We start from the raw sequence: 17,218 nt of genomic DNA on the forward strand, positions 1-17,218 counted from the left end.
TTAGCAATTATTGATAATAAACAATTAGATAAATGAGTAGAAACATTAGAAAAGTAGCAGTATTAGGTTCTGGAGTAATGGGCTCTAGGATCGCTTGCCATTTTGCTAACATCGGTATGGAAGTATTACTTTTGGACATCGTTCCAAAAGAGCTATTGCCAGCTGAAACAGCAAAAGGACTTACTTTGGATAGTAAGTTCGTTCGCAATCGCATTGTCAACCAGTCTTTAGAAACGGCTGTAAAATCTAATCCATCTCCTATTTATAGTAAATCTTTTGTGAAAAGGATTTCAACAGGAAATTTTGATGATAATATGTCTGATATCGCATCATGTGATTGGATCATTGAAGTTGTCGTTGAACGATTGGATATCAAAAAATCTGTGTTTGAACGCGTTGAACAATACCGAAAACCAGGCACTTTGATTACTTCAAATACTTCGGGTATTCCGATACATCTTATGACGGAAGGTAGATCCGAAGATTTTAAAGATCATTTTTGTGGTACACACTTCTTTAATCCGCCACGTTATTTACAATTGTTGGAAATTATTCCTACCCCCCATACAAAAAAAGAAGTTGTTGATTTTCTGTTAGAATTTGGTGACAAGTTTTTAGGTAAAACAGTTGTTTTATGCAAGGATACACCAGCATTTATTGGCAATAGAATCGGTGTTTATTCAATGCTTGCTTTAACCCATCTCGTTGAACCGCTAGGTTTGACTGTGGAAGAAGTTGATAAGTATACCGGTCCAGCGATGGGTCATCCGAAATCGGCAACTTTCCGGACAGCTGATGTTGTTGGTTTAGATACTTTGGTAAACGTTGCTAATGGCCTCGCCCAGAATGCACCCAATGATGAAGCTAAGGGGGTATTTCAATTGCCTTCCTTTATAACTAAAATGGTTGAAAATAAGTGGCTAGGTGAAAAAACCAAAAAAGGATTTTACGAAAAAGTAAAAGATGCTTCTGGAAATTCAGAAATTCAATCTTTAAATCTGAAAACTTTAACATTTGGACCTCAAGGAAAGGTGAAATCTGCTACCCTGGAAGCTACAAAATTGGTGGAAGATATTCGCAAACGAATGAAAGTATATGAACAAGGGAAAGATAAAGCAGGAGAATTGTTCCGTGCCATGCATTATCCTTTGTTTGAATACGTATCTAATCGTGTACCTGAAATTACTGACGATTTTTTCCGTATCGATGATGCGATGCGTGCTGGCTTTGGTTGGGAGATAGGTCCTTTCGAGGTTTGGGATGCTTTAGGTGTTCGAGAGACAATAGAAAAAATTAAGAACGAAGAGAAACGTCTCCCAGGTCAACGTGGTGAAGTTTCACAATGGGTTCATGATATGTTAGACGCAGGTTGTGAGTCTTTCTATAAAATCGAAAATGGCGTTCGTCATTATTATGATATTGCATCAAAATCATACAAACCTATTCCAGGAACAGAAGATCTGATTGTTTTAGATCATATCCGTGAAAGCAAAACAATTTGGAAAAATTCCGGAGTTTCCATTATTGATCTTGGAGATGGAATTATCAATTGTGAATTCCATACCAAAATGAATACGATCGGTGGTGATGTAATTCAAGGTGTGAATAAAGCAATTGATTTAGCTGAAAAAGAATATCGTGGATTAGTAATTTCTAACGAAGGAAAAAATTTCTCCGCAGGAGCTAATATAGGTATGATATTCATGATGGCCGCTGAGCAAGACTACGATGAATTAAATATGGCGGTTCGTGCTTTCCAGAATACTTCTATGCGGATTCGCTATTCGTCCATTCCAGTAGTAGTAGCACCATTTCAAATGACATTAGGAGGAGGCTGTGAATTTTCAATGCATGCCGATTTTGTGCAGGCACATGCTGAGACATATATGGGCTTAGTTGAATTTGGAGTTGGTGTAATACCAGGTGGCGGAGGTACTAAAGAATTTGCTTTACGTGCTTCAGATGAGTATAAAGACGATCAAATTGTTCAAAATACTTTAAAAGATCGTTTTTTGACCATAGGAACAGCAAAAGTGTCAACCTCAGCTATAGAGGCCTATGAACTTGGATACCTGCAGCAAGGTAAGTATGCTATTACCATGAATAAAGCTCGACTTATAGCTGATGCAAAGGAAAAAGCTTTAGAATTAGCTAATGCAGGTTATATACAGCCCGTTCAAAGGACTGATATTAAGGTATTGGGAAAACAAGGATTAGGAATTGTCTATGTAGGAGCAAGTTCAATGCGTGCTGGAAATTATATCTCTGATCATGATAAAAAGATTTCTGAAAAATTGGGAAATGTTTTATGTGGCGGTGAATTATCGGCACCAACAGAAGTCTCAGAACAGTATTTATTGGATCTAGAACGTAAAGCTTTTCTTGGGTTATGTTCAGAACGAAAAACTTTGGAACGTATCCAATTTATGTTAACAAAAGGAAAACCGTTAAGAAATTAAATTATAGTATTTAGTACTTAGTATTTAGATATGCATCAATACAAGGAATTGAAAATATGGCAAAAAGCAATAGCTTTTGTTTCTGATATTTATAAGGTTACATCAATTTTTCCAGATAAAGAAAAGTTTAATTTAATCAGTCAGATTAATCGTGCCGCAGTTTCAATTCCTTCGAACATTGCCGAAGGAGCTGGTCGAAATTCAAAAAAAGAATTTATTCAGTTTCTTGCCATAGCACATGGATCTACCTATGAAGTCGAAACACAGTTAATTATCTCAAAAAACTTAGGTTATATATTAGAAGAAGATTTGGTAATTATTTTAGAGAAATTGAGCGAGTTGCAAAAGATGAATTATTCTTTTCAGCAAAAACTTACATCTAATTACTAACATCTAACTACTAACTACTCATATTATTATGGAAGCATACATTGTAGCAGGATATCGTACAGCAGTAGGGAAAGCACCTCGTGGAGGATTTCGTTTTATGCGTGCGGATGATTTGGCCGCTGATGTGATCAAGCATTTGGTGGCATCAGTACCCAACTTAAATAAAGAAGAAATTGACGATGTAATCGTCGGTAATGCAATGCCAGAAGCAGAGCAAGGATTGAATGTAGGACGTTTAATCTCGCTGATGGGTTTGCAAACGGATAAAGTGCCAGGAGTCACTGTAAACCGTTACTGTGCTTCTGGGTTGGAGACAATAGCCACAGCTGTAGCAAAAATAAAAGCCGGAATGGCAGATTGTATTATTGCTGGCGGAGTAGAGGTTATGTCAGGAATGCCTTTTGGAGGATGGAAAATTGTTCCAAACCCTGAAGTAGCAAAAGAAAATCCAGATTGGTATTGGGGAATGGGACTTACAGCCGAAGCTGTTGCAAAAGAATACGGCGTATCTCGAGAAGACCAAGATGCATTCTCCTTAAAATCACATCAAAAAGCTGTTGAGGCTATTAAAAATGGCCATTTAAAAGATGGCATTGTTCCGATTACAGTAAAGGAAAACTACTTAAAGGATGGCAAAAAATTAGAAACAAGAGAATATGTCGTTGACACAGACGAAGGACCAAGAGCAGATTCATCACTTGAAGCACTAGCGAAGTTGCGTCCAGTTTTTGCAGCTGATGGTGTTGTCACAGCAGGTAACTCATCACAAACTTCAGATGGAGCAGCTTTTGTTTTGATTGTTTCAGAAGAAAAAATGAAAGAATTGAACCTAAAACCGATAGCACGTCTTGTCAGTTATGCCGTGGCAGGAGTACCGCCACGTATCATGGGTATTGGACCTATTGTAGCTATACCAAAAGCTCTAAAAATGGCAGGATTAAAAAAAGAAGATATCGATTTATTCGAATTGAATGAAGCTTTTGCATCACAATCTTTAGCCGTTATTCGCGAATTGGGTCTTGATGAAGAAAAAGTTAATGTCAATGGCGGTGCCATTGCTTTAGGCCATCCATTGGGTTGTACTGGAGCCAAATTGACTGTTCAAATATTAAATGAACTGAAGCGTAGAAATAAAAAATACGGCATGGTAACCATGTGTGTCGGAACAGGACAGGGAGCAGCAGGTATTTTTGAATTACTATAGATAGCGCAAATTTTAAGACTTCGACAGGGCATATGAGATGTTCTTTATCGAAATCAAATCGCACATTTTGAGGATGACTTCAGCTTTTCATCCACATGTTTTGCAAATCGGACCATCTAAACTGATTTTTAATCGTAAAGATCAGTTAGGTGACTTATCGAGAGGTATTTGTTTTAAAAAATAGAATAATATTTAACAATAGAAGCAAAGAAATAAGGTTTTAGTCTTTATCCTTTGCACTTTAATCAGAAAAATTATGAGCAACACAATTAAAGGCGGAGAATTTGTAATTAAAGAGACATCTTATACAGATATTTTTATTCCTGAAGAATTTGATGAAGAAGCAAAGATGATTCGTCAGACCTGTATTGACTTTCTAGATACGGAAGTTCTAAACAAATTGGATCGTATTGACTCCCAGGAAGAAGGTTTGATGCCAAGTCTTATGGATAAAGCTGGAGAACTAGGAATGTTGAGTGTGTCCATACCAGAAGAATACGGGGGATTTGGTAAAAACTTCAATACATCCATGTTAGTTGCAGATGCGGTTGGGGGAGGATTCTCCTTTGCTGTGGCATTATCGGCACATACAGGCATAGGTACTTTGCCTATTTTATACTATGGAAACGCAGCTCAAAAAACAAAATACATTCCAAAATTAGCTACTGGGGAATGGAAAGCTTCTTATTGTTTAACAGAACCTAATTCAGGATCAGATGCCAACTCTGGTCGTACTGCAGCAAAATTAAATGCCGCAGGTACACACTATGTCATTAATGGACAGAAGATGTGGATTACAAATGGTGGTTTTGCTGATATCTTTATTGTTTTTGCAAAAATTGATGATGATAAGAATCTTACCGCTTTTATTGTTGAGAAAGATTTTGGAGGAATCAGCATGAACCCAGAAGAGCATAAACTGGGAATCAAAGGATCTTCAACCCGTCAGGTATTTTTCAACGATTGTGAAGTTCCTGTTGAAAATATGCTTTCTGAACGTGAAAATGGATTTAAAATAGCGGTTAATATCCTAAACATTGGTCGTATAAAATTAGGCGCTGCTACTATCGGTTCATCACGCATGGTGATTACACAAGCGATTAAATATGCCAATGAGCGAGTGCAGTTCAATTTACCTATTTCCAAATTTGGAGCCATCCGTTACAAATTAGCTGAAATGGCAACGCGATTATTTGCGACCGAATCAGCAGCATATCGTGCCGGTCAGAATATTGATGACACGTACGAATCATTAGTTGCAGGGGGGATGGATGAAGCCAAAGCAAAACTGAAATCTGTAGAACAATATGCTATCGAGTGTGCGATCATTAAAGTGTGGTGTTCAGAAATGTTAGATTATGTTGTGGATGAAGGCGTACAGATTTATGGAGGCATGGGATATTCAGCAGAAGCACCAATGGAACGCGCTTATCGAGACTCACGTATCAATCGTATTTTTGAAGGTACTAATGAAGTAAATAGACTGTTGGTCGTAGATATGCTTTTGAAACGTGCCATGAAGGGAGAGATTGATTTGATGGGACCTGCTACTGCAGTTGCATCAGAATTATTAGCTATTCCTGATTTTGGAGAAGAAGATGAAACACCATTTGCAGCAGAAAAGAAAATTATCGCTAATTTGAAAAAGGCAGGCTTATTAATTGCTGGCGCCGCAGTTCAAAAATTGATGATGTCTTTATCTAAGGAGCAGGAGATTTTGATGAATATTGCCGATATCATTGGTTATGTATACATCGCTGAGTCAGCGTTACTTCGTGCGGAGAAATTATATCATACAAAAGGAGTAGAAGCAAGTGCTGATGCAACAGATATGGCTAAAATTTATCTGTACTCAACCATTGATAAAGTGAATATTGCAGGAAAAGAAGCCCTAAATTCTTTTGCTGAAGGTGATGAGTTGAAAATGATGTTAGTGGGTTTACGTCGCTTTACAAAATCAGAACCATTTAATGTGAAAGATGCGCGTCAACGAATTGCTAAGAAGTTGATTGATGCCAATAAATATTGTTTTTAGGTTTTAAAAAGTGATTATAGGTTTAGAAGCCGAGATGAAAACATCTCGGCTTTATTATTTGGTAACTTTTTCGTTTACTAGTTGCCGGCATGGATAATATTTCTAAATTTGGGGTTTCTAAATTAAAACCTGTTTACATGTCATCTTCGAAATCATTCTCCTTAGCTGAGGATTGGGTAGTTGTTATCTTAGGATTAGGAATTGTCTTTTTAGCAATTTTTGGGGTCATTGTTCCTCAACCAAGTTTCAGCTGGAGCAATTTTTCAGAATTAGGAAACCAAGTATTTTCCATTCATAACCTGCAGGCAATAGCGACCCAATTTGGTCTAGTCTTTATTGTCGCCATTATCGGAGCTTCCTTATTAGGTAAGTCGGTTAAAAGCTTATTAATAGTTTTTCCGTCTGTCTATGTGTTAACCATGCTCGCACTCATCTTTGCTGGAAATTCACTCGTAAAAGACTATAATCTAGAAGCTGTTATTTTCAGTTTGGCGATCGGCTTGGTCATCAGTAATTTTTTCAATCTTCCTGATTGGTTTAAAAGTGCATTAAGTACAGAGTTGTATGTCAAAATTGGATTGATTCTTTTAGGAACAACAGTTATTTTTGGAGATATACTCAAAGCTGGTTCACTGGGACTTATCCAAGCATTAGTAGTGGTCATTTCAGTATGGTATTTTGCTTTTTGGGTTTGTAAAAAATTAAAGATTGATAAAGAAATGGCTTTGATGCTATCAAGCGCAGTATCTATCTGTGGGGTATCAGCAGCAATTGCAACATCTGGAGCAATTAAAGGAGATAGTAAAAAGTTATCTTACATTATTTCACTTGTATTGATCACGGCAATTCCGATGATGATTTTTATGCCTTATTTGGCGGATAAAATGGGACTGTCTCAAGAAGTAACAGGAGCATGGCTAGGAGGTTCAATAGATACATCGGGTGCTGTAGCCGCTTCAGGTAGTTTAGTTGGAGAAGAAGCCTTAAAAATCAGTACAATTGTAAAATTTTCACAAAATGTATTATTAGGAATTGCAGCATTTGCAATTAGTATTTATTGGAGCTATTCAAAGTCAGTTGATGATGAAACAAAGAAAGAGAAACCAACTTTGAAAATTATTTGGGAAAGATTTCCAAAGTTTGTCCTGGGTTTTATATTTGCATCTTTACTTTTCTCATTTTTTATTTCACCAGAAACAAATGTTGCGGTTAAAGGAAGTTTGAAATTTATTCAGGGACTTTGGTTTACCCTGGCCTTTACCTCAATCGGATTGGAAACTAATTTTAAAGACCTGTTTCAACAGGATAATAAAAAGCCATTGTATGCCTTTTTAATTGCACAAACATTTAATATTATTGTGACCTTAATTATTGCACTCTTGTTATTTCAGTAGACTTAGGAATACAATGATGGATAAGAAAGACCGATAATATATCGTCAATATCAACATTTCAAATAATAAAAAAGGATAACCAGATTTAGGTTATCCTTTTTTATTATTTCAGAATTTTCGTAACCTGATCAAATTCCTCCACAATGACAGGGGCAACAGGTTTGCTGAAAAACGAAACAATAACAATCGTTAAGAAACTCAAAATGAAACCAGGTATGATTTCATACACAGATTTGTAATCGTGAGGAATATACACCCATAAAAGTACAGTAGCACCACCCACCAACATTCCCAATAATCCTGCAGTGGCGGTTGTTTTTTTCCAAAGCAACGACAAGATGATAAGGGGACCAAAGGCAGCGCCAAAACCGGCCCAGGCATTTCCCACAAGATTTAATATGCTGTCTTTAGGGTTTAGGGAGAGCAGTAAGGCAATTATCGCTACAATAAGCACAGAAAGTCGACTTACAAGTAACATACGTTTAGGAGAAGCTGTTTTATTAAAAAAAGCTTTATAAATATCTTCTGTCATTGAGCTAGAGGTCACTAATAATTGAGAAGATATGGTACTCATGACAGCTGCTAAAATTGCGGATAAAAGAAAACCGCCAATTAAGGGATGAAATAATGCTCTCGAAAGATGGATAAAAATAGTTTCTGACAATTCCTTTGATTGATCAAATTGCAACATAGTAGCTTGATCAAACTTATATAAATAAGCTATTCCAAATAATCCCAAAAGTAATGCTCCACCAACAGTAAGAATCATCCAGCTAATGCCGATTCTTTTAGCTTTAGGGATATCTTTAACATCGCCAATAGCCATAAATCGCACTAAAATATGAGGTTGCCCAAAGTAACCTAATCCCCAAGCGAGTAAGGATACGATCGATACCGTGGTGGTACCCTTTAGTAAATCTAAATAATTAGCACCTTTATTATGTATGATATCCAATGTATTACCCAGTCCATCAAGTTGGAAAATCAGTACAATTGGAATGATGACAAGCGCGGTGACCATAATTGTTCCCTGCACAAAATCTGTTAAGCTAACAGCTAAAAATCCACCTAGGAAAGTATAAAGTACAACAACAAAAGTTGTAGCATACAATCCAGTATAGTAATCAATACCAAAAGCCGATTCAAACAATCTTCCACCCGAAACCATACCTGCAGAAGTATATAAAGTGAAAAACACTAAAATGAAAATTGAAGAGACAATTTTTAAGAGCTGGGTTTTATCTTTAAAACGATTCTCAAAAAATACAGGGAGTGTAATTGCATTTTGGGCAACTTCTGTATATACCCGAAGTCGAGGGGCTACAATAACATAATTGAAGTATGCGCCAATAGTCAGACCAATTGCAATCCATGCACTGGATAATCCTGAAAGATACATCGCACCGGGAAGTCCCATGAGTAACCAGCCGCTCATGTCTGCTGCACCTGCCGATAAAGCAGTCACAGCCGCGCCCATCTTGCGCCCACCGATCAAAAAATCATCGGAATTACTGTTTGACTTCCTCCAAGAGTAAATTCCAATTCCAATCATTAAGGCCATATATAAGCCAATAGCTATTAATTCATATTCATTCATAAGCATCTATTATTCTTTAAAATGTCATCAAATAATTGATAAAGACTATCAAGTTTTGATTGTACGAAGATACTACAATCAATTTGAAGCGATAGAATTTCAATAACTCGATATAAAAGTGAAACATAATATTAATCTTTTCTTGATTGTTTTATGGAATTATGTATCTTAAAGCATCAATTAAGCAAAGTAATATCCCGAGCATGACAGAAAAGGAATTATTAATACAATATCGAAGTACAGGAGATCTGGATCTTTTGGGTAAATTGTATGCTCCCTATATGTCATTGCTTTATGGTGTATGTTTTAAATATTTGCACGATGCCGAAAAGAGTCAGGATGCCGTCATGCAAATTTTTGAAGAATTGATTCGGAAATTGCGCATCCACGAGGTCGATAATTTTAAAAGCTGGCTTTACACATTTTCTAAAAATTTTTGCCTCATGCAGCTGAGGAAAGAAAAGGGAACGCAGTATGTTGATATTGATGAACAAGTTGCGGTTGGTCATGATTATTTAGATGAATCTGATCCCAAAGAATGGAGCGAAAGTCAATTTGAAAAATTAGAAATGTGCATGTTGACGCTAAAACCTGAACAGGAGCGTTGTATCAGGTTATTTTATTTAGAGCAAAAGTGTTATAAAGATATCGTAGCCCTTACCGGAATAGAAATGAATAAAGTGAAAAGCTATATTCAAAATGGCAAGCGAAATCTTAAAATTTGTATGGAGAGTAAGTAAAATGGAAAATAATTATCAATTATCCCGGATTCATAACTACATCAGTGGTCTGATGAATAAAGAGGAAATGTTTCAACTAGAGAAAGAAGCATTGGAAGATCCTTTTTTGCAGGATGCAATTGAAGGTTATCGTTTGCAAAAAGGAGTGGATGTACGACAATTGAGTTTGTTGCAACAGCGTTTAAACCGCCGTGTGGAGCAAACGATATCTACTCGTAATGCCCAGTTTTATACTTGGCAACGATTGGCAGTTGGATCAGCAGCAGCAGTCATTTTTGTCGTGCTTATCGCCTTTATTTATTTTAAGAATTTTAATACAAATAAAAGTAGAACGACAGAAGTCGAGCTGAGTTCCCCTGAAAATAAGATTGCGATTGAACCCCTCTTAACTGGTGGAGATGCCTCACCGATAGAAGGATGGAATGCATTTGAGCAATATCTGCAAAGAAATGTACAGGTGCGGGATTTAGGAGGTAAAATTATCCTGAATTTTGAAGTTGATAAAAATGGAAAATTAATAAATGTTAATTTTGAAGACGCACCCAATGAAGTTCTAAAAAAGGAGATATTAAGATTAATAGACAAGGGGCCCAAGTGGCATGGAAAAAAAGGTAAATTAATTATTAGCTTTCCTATAGAAAATCCTACCCAAGCTTTCAAGCCGACACATTGTTTTGGAATTGAAGAAAAAAGTAATTAAGAAAGACTATTTATTATTTTCCTGTATTGTATAATCCAAGGGGAGCATATTGCCAACTTTAGAATACCAGGCAAAAAAACCTTCCATTGACCATTGTATAGCAGGCGTATAGTTTCCTTGATAATTTATGACAATGGATGAATCGTCATCTATTTTTAAACGAGATGATTCATCATAAGCATTGTTAGAATTGAAATAATCGAGGTCTATTTTTTGGTTCCTATTTAAGATATGAATGTAATTTTGATGGTGAATTTCCTTTAATTGATTTCCCAAGCTTCCTTTTTCAAGATCAGATTCAGTTAACTGTTTTCCTAAGACGTCATAGAACTCAGGTTGCCGCATGATATTTTGATATTTAGTCACACTATCTTTGATGATTTCTGATTGCAGTATATAAAATGAGTTCCATTTACCTTCATATTTCGTATTGACCAGTGACGTTATTGTTTTTAGTTTTTCCTGGGCATCTTTTCTTTCTAGATTTTCTTTTTTAGTAAGCTCGCGGACTACATAACCATCCTCCTGCCATTTATGTTCATATAAACTTCGTATAAAGCGCATCATGGAAAGCTGGTAGGCCACTCTTCTTTGCTTCAATATACTCTTTGTAATCCGCTTATAATCTTTAAAATAGCTAAAACCTTCAAATTGAATTGTATTTTCAGAAAAGTTCGATCGAAAAGTAATGAGATCGTATGAGATCATATAACCCAGTTCTTTATTGTCTATTTGTATTGGCTCGTTCGCTATTACAGTTAATATTTTTGATGATTTATTATATCGGAATCGCAGTATATCTGGATTTAATATTTTCGTTTTTTGAGCAAACTTACTTGTTCCGATAAAGCTTTCCGTAAAATATTTACCCCACTTTGCCCACCCATCTTTTTCAAACGGGATAACACTAACTTCTTCTAGAGTAGTAATCTTACGTGTTAAATAAACCTTTACCTTTTCATAATTAGTAGTAGTAATTGTTTCAAATGCGGCCTCATATCCAATATTTGAAATGACCAGTTCTTGATTCTGAATAATTTTTTGGTGCAGTTGGAAACTACCATCCTTTGAAGTACTGGTTGCAGATGATGAATTATTGATATAAACAGTAGCTCCGTGAATAGGTTGCTTAGTTTCCCGATCCAATACAACACCTTTAATCACGCTTTGGGCGAAACTTGGAGAGAATGTATAGATTATGTATAATAAGAAGGATATGATTATTTTCATAGGCCAATTTTGGTTTAATTTACGAATATATCGTAGACTGTGAAAATAAATTTTTAAAAATTTGAGATTAAGAAGTTTAATAATAAGCTGCAATAAAAAAGGTCGACTGTTGGGTCGACCTTTTTTATTAATTAAAGAATATTTTTATTCCTCCCAACGGATTTTGTCCGCAATAGGAGATCGAATAGGTTCTCTAGCTTCTGTTTCATGGTGTCCTAAATAGAACAACCCAATGCACTTTTGATTCTCTTCTAAATTTAAGAAATTGCTTAAGTGATTGATTAATCCTGGAGTAGCCCAATAACCTCCCAATCCTAAAGAATGTGCCGCTAACCACATATTTTCAATCGCACAAGATGTTGCCGCCAGTTCTTCCCACTCAGGAACGTCACCAGTATAATTGACAATTAAAGCTATTGCAACTTTGGATTGCGTAGCCTTTTCACCCATAGTGATTTCTGTTTTTTCAAAGTATTTTTCTGGAGGAGTGACCGCTTTATAAATACGCGAAAGTTCAGTGCCTAGACGTAAAAGACCTTCGCCTTTGAAAATAGTAAAACGCCAAGGTTGCGTTCTTTTATGAGTAGGAGCAGCATTCGCCGCTTCTAAAATCGTTAAGATATCTTCTTTATTAACATCTTGATCCGTAAAATTAGCTTGAAAAACTGATCTTCGGCTCTGTATTGCTTTTAAAACTTCGTTAGATTGCATATATGTTATTTCCTTAAACGCGTTGAATATGTATGAAGTTAATGATTATTTTTCTTCCCAAAGAGATGCTACTTGCAAAATTGTTAAAACAGCTTTTTGCATATCTTGTTCAGATACCCATTCCTGTTTTCCATGGAAAGCGTGTCCACCAGCAAAAATATTAGGACAAGGTAATCCCATAAAAGATAAACGCGAACCATCAGTACCACCGCGAATACTTCTGCGTTCAGCCTTCATGCCAGCCCTTGTAATTGCTTCAATTCCAATTTCCATGATTTGAGGATATTGATCCAGAATTTCCTTCATGTTGCGGTACTGTTCCTTTACTTCGAACGTATAACTGCAGTTAGGGTATTGAGCGACTATAGATTTTGCAATAGCTTCAAGCTCAGATTCATGCTTTACTAAATTAGCTGTAAGGTGATCACGGATAATAAAATGGATTTCTGCTTTTTCCACTGTGCCCGAGATATTTGTCGGATGAACAAAACCATCTTTTTTATTTGTACTTTCTGGCGACAGGCGGTCCTGGGGTAAAGCCTCTATAATTGCACTAGCAATTTTGATAGCACTTTGCATTTTTCCTTTAGCAAATCCAGGATGAACGGAAACACCATGTATGGTTAATGTTGCACCATCTGCAGAAAAAGTTTCATCTTCTATCGTGCCCGCTTTTTCACCATCCATCGTGTATGCATAATCAGCAGCTAGGCGTTTAAGATCAGCTTTGTCAACCCCTCTTCCAATTTCTTCATCTGGCGTAAATAAGATTTTTATATCCCCATGCTTGATCTCAGGATGTTTCATTAATAATCGAGCTGCATCCATTATTTCTGCAATTCCCGCCTTATCATCGGCGCCCAATAGTGTTGTACCGCTCGCTGTAATAATATTATGACCGATTTGATTTGCCAGATCAGGATGTTCCGAATATTTGATGATAATACTGTTATCATCCGGTAATACCAGATCCTGACCTTGATAATCATGATGAACCAAAGGTTTAACATCTTTACCTGAGGAGTCAGGTGACGTGTCCATATGCGAACAGAAACAAATAGTAGGTACTTTTTTAGTACTATTGGAAGGGATAGTTGCATATACATAGCCATTTTCATCCATGGCTGCATCAGAAATTCCCAATGCCAGTAATTCCTCCACAAGAAGATTACCTAAATTTTTTTGCTTTTCTGTCGAAGGACAAGTAGGCGAACTTGCATCCGACTGTGTATCTATCTGTACATAACGTTGGAATCTTTCAGAAACTGAAAAATCACTGATGTTATTGATCTCGAACTTACTCATACTTTTTATATCATTAATGTGATTATGCCCTGCAAAATTACAAAAAATGTGAGCATTAGCGAATTTTGACTTTTATAGTTTATTATTTGTAAAACAATATTTTTTTTGTAAATTTAAAAAACTTAAAATTTGATTTCCAGTATGTTGCGTTTATTAAAAGCAATGTTTCTCCTTCTTTTTATCGCTCAGTTATTTTTACTTTTTAGTATGGATAATTCTATTAGACAATTGATCTATATTAGTCAATTTATATACCTTCTAATTCCGTTTTGGATTTTAATCAAGACAAAGAATCAACGAATCTTAAGAAAAGCATTTCAAATTTATCTGATTATTTGTGGGTTATATTATATGTTTTTCGCTTTAATACTAATGGGGAAACATGTGCAGATCACACCTTATTTTGGAGTAAATTTATTTGTGAAGTCTATCTTATTATTGATCGGACTTGCTACTATATACCAGTATAAAAATTGGTCCAGGCTATATTTTAGCCATATTAACAAAAGAAACGTAAAGGTGTAGACAGAATTAAAAATTCTGTCCAATACCTTATTTTTGATTATCAGCCCAGCCGAATACTTTTGATAGTAAATCCGTGTTTCGCGATCCACCAATATTTTCTCTGATCTTTAACTCTTGATCTGCTACTTTTACAAATAATCCATCGATAGCTTTTTGCGTAACGTAACCTGTTAAATTGGTTTCTACCTTTTTTGAAAATGGTAAATTGTTATAAGCAGTTGTTAATTGATTCCAGTAACCCGATACATTATTAGCCCCCATTGCCTTGTCTATAACAGGAGAAAATTTTGAAGTCAGTTCGGTCGAAGTATTTGTTTTAAAGAAAGTCGTTGCGGCATTTTGATTACCACTTAATAAAATATTGTAAGCATCTGTAATCGTCATTTTCGATAAAGAGTTGACAAAAACAGTCCCTGCTTCACTAACAGCTGTTTCCGCAGCTCTATTCATACTGCTGATAAACTGATCACACAAAGAACCCATACCTACTGCGCGAAGTGCTTTTTCTACTTTTTGAGCTTCAGCAGGCATTAAAATTTTGACTGCGGCATCTCCTAAAAATCCATCTTTTACAGAAAGAATATTAACACTGTTAGTCAATCCTTTAGCTAAAGCTTCTTTTATACCCGAAGTAGCTTCTTTCTTTGTAATATTTTTTACGACAGCCTGATTAGAGGGAACAACTTTACTCGTAGTAGTATCGCTATTTGTTTTATTTTGAGCAGATGTAGAATTTAAGATATCCTTTAACTTAGAAAGCCCTTTGGACTGAGCTTGAGATTGAGTTGCAAAGAATAATCCTGATGCAATAAGAGCGTATGATAAGATACTTTTCATGTCTTTTTTTTGTAAAACTACAAATTAGAACGCAAAAGGAATCTAAAGTTTAACGAAGAGTACGAATATTTACCGTATTTAGAAGGGTGAGTGGATACCCAAATGATCGTCTAACTCTTGATAAATCAAGGGAAAAGGTAGTTTAATTGCGCCGGTTTTAGACCGGCACAATATAATTCTGTTTTATAGCGATAAATCTACAATAACAGGAAAATGATCTGACGGAAATTTTCCCTGATACGTATCAGTCAATATTGCATAGTTACTTACTTTTGTTTTAGGAACAACAAAAATATGATCTATCCTTTCTTTCTGTTTAATACTTTTACCCCAGCCATTAAAAGAAGAGCTTGGTTCATAGATTCGAGGACTAACGGTATAACTATCGACCACAGTTTTGCTATTTGCTAAAGTAAAATATGCTTCATTATGTTCATCAACATTGAAATCACCTGTTAAGATTAAAGGAAGATTACCGGCTAATTCCTTTGCCTTAGTTAAGATCAATTTAGCACTTTCTTTTCTCGCTTCAACACCAACATGGTCAAAGTGCGTATTCATAAAAATAAATGATTTTCCACTTTTTTTATCCTTTAAAACTGCCCATGTGCAGATTCGTGGCAGTGCAGCATCCCAGCCTTTATTGGGTTGTTTTGTATCTGTCGCAGACAACCAGAAAGTTCCGCTTTTAATAGCGTCAAAACGGTTCTTGTTATAAAAAATTGAAGAATGTTCTCCTTTTTCTGCACCATCGTCTCGACCAACACCTATCGATTTAAAATCAGGAAGACGTTCTTGAAGATCTTTCACTTGGTCAATAAATCCTTCCTGTATACCGAAAATTTCGAAATTATGGAATTTAATCAAATTGGCTACAGCATCTCTGCGTTCATTCCACATATTACCAATATCATGATCATTTTTCTGTCTTATATTGTAGGTGGCCACTCGCATTTGCTGTGCAAGAGCACTTCCTAAACCCACAAGTAAAATAGAGAAAGCAAGAATAATTTTTTTCATTAACTTATTTTTTTATAAATGTGTTGTTCATATCTATGAACTGCTATACAAGGTTAATTATTTTTTGAGTAAAGTCTTTAAAAGCTCAGGTTCATTCGTTGTAATGTAATCAATCTTTTGACTGATCAGAGATTTCATATCATCTTCTTTATTAACTGTCCAAGCATTTGTCGTCAGCTTTAATGCTTTTGATTCTTGTAACCAGGTTGGGTTTTTCGTGAAAACACTAAGATGATAATCAATACCCGTTAAACCATCTTTTTTAATTTGATCAGGAGCAATATCGCCATTTAAATAGGCGACCTTAGCTTTAGGATCAAGTTCATGGATCTTTTTACAAGCATCATAACTGAAAGCAATATATTCAGTTACTTTTTCAGCTTTTAATTCTTTTACTAAAGCGACAGCTTTTTCAGCAGCCTCCAAGGTACGTTCAAGTCCTAGTTTATTAGTCTTCAATTCAAGAATTAATTTTAAACCTTTAAGCTTTAACCCTGCTTTGATATATTCCTCTAAAGTAGGAATTTTCTCACCATTTGGATGGCTTTTAGCCAATAACTCCTGGTAAGTAGCGGTCGCAATATCTATTCCGTAAAAATCATTATCATGATTGACAACAAGTACATTATCCTTTGTAAGATGTACATCATATTCCGAACCCCAAAGATTTAAATCCTTAGCGGCTTTTAACGAAGCAATTGAATTTTCCGGAACTTTCGTGTTTTTAAAAGCTCCACGGTGAGCAATGATTTTGGTTTGAGCATTTAATTCAGTGATTCCCATAACGGCCATAGTGGCAAGGATTACAAAAACTGTTTTTTTCATCGGATATAAATATAAAGTAGTATTCATGTTTTCTGGTATAGACGAATACTTTGTTTTACTTAGGAGTCTACGAGCTCTTTTTGTTTTAAATATAAAAAATAAGCGATCACAACCTGTTCGCATAGATTGCAATTTATTACGGGCTTAGTTTTACAGACTAAATTTAAACAAAAAAAATGGTACCTCGATAATTATCGAAAGTACCATTTTTGTGTAATTTCCGAGTTAAGGAAATATTAAGTTTTA

The 17,218-nt window shown here is 35.6% G+C and carries 14 protein-coding genes; 7 read left to right on the forward strand and 7 right to left on the reverse strand.

The features are described from left to right. Positions 1–32 precede the first annotated feature (32 nt). The 5 genes from EDF66_RS04860 (at position 33) to EDF66_RS04880 (ending at position 7,482) form a co-directional block, all read left to right on the forward strand. The gene (locus tag EDF66_RS04860) at positions 33–2,459 is read left to right on the forward strand and encodes a 3-hydroxyacyl-CoA dehydrogenase/enoyl-CoA hydratase family protein (protein WP_132840995.1); all 2,427 of its coding nucleotides are present in this window, start codon (positions 33–35) and stop codon (positions 2,457–2,459) included. 30 nt (positions 2,460–2,489) lie between these two features. Further along, entirely contained in the window at positions 2,490–2,849 is a 360-nt protein-coding gene (locus EDF66_RS04865) for a four helix bundle protein (protein ID WP_132840997.1), read from the forward strand. 28 nt (positions 2,850–2,877) lie between these two features. Beyond that, a complete protein-coding gene (locus EDF66_RS04870; RefSeq protein ID WP_132769295.1) occupies positions 2,878–4,053 on the forward strand; it encodes an acetyl-CoA C-acyltransferase in 1,176 nt (391 codons plus the stop codon). 256 nt (positions 4,054–4,309) lie between these two features. Beyond that, positions 4,310–6,088, forward strand: a complete 1,779-nt coding sequence (locus EDF66_RS04875) for an acyl-CoA dehydrogenase family protein (RefSeq protein ID WP_132840998.1) — start codon at positions 4,310–4,312, stop codon at positions 6,086–6,088. 137 nt (positions 6,089–6,225) lie between these two features. Then, entirely contained in the window at positions 6,226–7,482 is a 1,257-nt protein-coding gene (locus EDF66_RS04880) for a YeiH family protein (RefSeq protein WP_031286926.1), read from the forward strand. 103 nt (positions 7,483–7,585) lie between these two features. On the opposite strand, the gene putP is transcribed toward EDF66_RS04880, so the two are convergent. Next, positions 7,586–9,079 carry a sodium/proline symporter PutP gene (putP, locus tag EDF66_RS04885; protein ID WP_132841000.1) on the reverse strand — a complete coding sequence of 498 codons (1,494 nt, stop codon included), beginning with the start codon at positions 9,077–9,079 and terminating at the stop codon, positions 7,586–7,588. 203 nt (positions 9,080–9,282) lie between these two features. On the opposite strand from putP, the gene EDF66_RS04890 reads away from it, so the two are divergent. Both EDF66_RS04890 and EDF66_RS04895 read left to right on the forward strand, forming a co-directional pair. Then, positions 9,283–9,819 carry an RNA polymerase sigma factor gene (locus EDF66_RS04890; RefSeq protein ID WP_132841283.1) on the forward strand — a complete coding sequence of 179 codons (537 nt, stop codon included), beginning with the start codon at positions 9,283–9,285 and terminating at the stop codon, positions 9,817–9,819. Then, entirely contained in the window at positions 9,779–10,519 is a 741-nt protein-coding gene (locus tag EDF66_RS04895; protein ID WP_183917451.1) for a hypothetical protein, read from the forward strand. Before EDF66_RS04890 ends, EDF66_RS04895 begins: the two co-directional genes overlap by 41 nt. A 6-nt stretch (positions 10,520–10,525) precedes the next feature. Here the strand turns inward: EDF66_RS04895 and EDF66_RS04900 are convergent, their stop codons facing one another. The 6 genes from EDF66_RS04900 to EDF66_RS04925 all read right to left on the reverse strand — a co-directional run bounded on the left by EDF66_RS04900 (position 10,526) and on the right by EDF66_RS04925 (position 16,972). Further along, positions 10,526–11,749: a carboxypeptidase-like regulatory domain-containing protein gene (locus EDF66_RS04900; protein ID WP_132841002.1), complete on the reverse strand. Its 1,224-nt coding sequence runs from the start codon at positions 11,747–11,749 to the stop codon at positions 10,526–10,528. Between the two features lie 144 nt (positions 11,750–11,893). Further along, positions 11,894–12,460, reverse strand: coding sequence for a nitroreductase (locus EDF66_RS04905; protein WP_132841003.1), 567 nt, complete (start codon positions 12,458–12,460; stop codon positions 11,894–11,896). A 45-nt stretch (positions 12,461–12,505) separates the two neighbouring features. Next, positions 12,506–13,765 carry a peptidase T gene (pepT, locus tag EDF66_RS04910; RefSeq protein WP_132841005.1) on the reverse strand — a complete coding sequence of 420 codons (1,260 nt, stop codon included), beginning with the start codon at positions 13,763–13,765 and terminating at the stop codon, positions 12,506–12,508. Positions 13,766–14,317: 552 nt separating this feature from the next. Continuing rightward, a complete protein-coding gene (locus tag EDF66_RS04915) occupies positions 14,318–15,127 on the reverse strand; it encodes a DUF4197 domain-containing protein (RefSeq protein WP_021187920.1) in 810 nt (269 codons plus the stop codon). A gap of 183 nt (positions 15,128–15,310) precedes the next feature. After that, positions 15,311–16,147, reverse strand: coding sequence for an endonuclease/exonuclease/phosphatase family protein (locus EDF66_RS04920; RefSeq protein ID WP_132841007.1), 837 nt, complete (start codon positions 16,145–16,147; stop codon positions 15,311–15,313). A 57-nt stretch (positions 16,148–16,204) separates the two neighbouring features. Further along, positions 16,205–16,972, reverse strand: a complete 768-nt coding sequence (locus EDF66_RS04925) for a glycerophosphodiester phosphodiesterase (RefSeq protein ID WP_132841008.1) — start codon at positions 16,970–16,972, stop codon at positions 16,205–16,207. Positions 16,973–17,218 lie beyond the last annotated feature (246 nt).

The organism is Sphingobacterium sp. JUb20, from assembly GCF_004342035.1.
Classification (GTDB): Bacteria; Bacteroidota; Bacteroidia; order Sphingobacteriales; family Sphingobacteriaceae; genus Sphingobacterium; species Sphingobacterium anhuiense.

Coding starts and splice junctions, on each gene's coding strand:
- EDF66_RS04905 (WP_132841003.1), bottom strand. CDS start 12,460: ATGCAATCTAACGAAGTTTTAAAAGCAATACAGAGCCGAAGATCAGTT.
- EDF66_RS04915 (WP_021187920.1), bottom strand. CDS start 15,127: ATGAAAAGTATCTTATCATACGCTCTTATTGCATCAGGATTATTCTTT.
- EDF66_RS04890 (WP_132841283.1), top strand. CDS start 9,283: ATGACAGAAAAGGAATTATTAATACAATATCGAAGTACAGGAGATCTG.
- EDF66_RS04920 (WP_132841007.1), bottom strand. CDS start 16,147: ATGAAAAAAATTATTCTTGCTTTCTCTATTTTACTTGTGGGTTTAGGA.
- EDF66_RS04880 (WP_031286926.1), top strand. CDS start 6,226: ATGTCATCTTCGAAATCATTCTCCTTAGCTGAGGATTGGGTAGTTGTT.
- EDF66_RS04860 (WP_132840995.1), top strand. CDS start 33: ATGAGTAGAAACATTAGAAAAGTAGCAGTATTAGGTTCTGGAGTAATG.
- EDF66_RS04925 (WP_132841008.1), bottom strand. CDS start 16,972: ATGAAAAAAACAGTTTTTGTAATCCTTGCCACTATGGCCGTTATGGGA.
- putP (WP_132841000.1), bottom strand. CDS start 9,079: ATGAATGAATATGAATTAATAGCTATTGGCTTATATATGGCCTTAATG.
- EDF66_RS04900 (WP_132841002.1), bottom strand. CDS start 11,749: ATGAAAATAATCATATCCTTCTTATTATACATAATCTATACATTCTCT.
- EDF66_RS04875 (WP_132840998.1), top strand. CDS start 4,310: ATGAGCAACACAATTAAAGGCGGAGAATTTGTAATTAAAGAGACATCT.
- EDF66_RS04865 (WP_132840997.1), top strand. CDS start 2,490: ATGCATCAATACAAGGAATTGAAAATATGGCAAAAAGCAATAGCTTTT.
- EDF66_RS04895 (WP_183917451.1), top strand. CDS start 9,779: ATGGCAAGCGAAATCTTAAAATTTGTATGGAGAGTAAGTAAAATGGAA.
- EDF66_RS04870 (WP_132769295.1), top strand. CDS start 2,878: ATGGAAGCATACATTGTAGCAGGATATCGTACAGCAGTAGGGAAAGCA.
- pepT (WP_132841005.1), bottom strand. CDS start 13,765: ATGAGTAAGTTCGAGATCAATAACATCAGTGATTTTTCAGTTTCTGAA.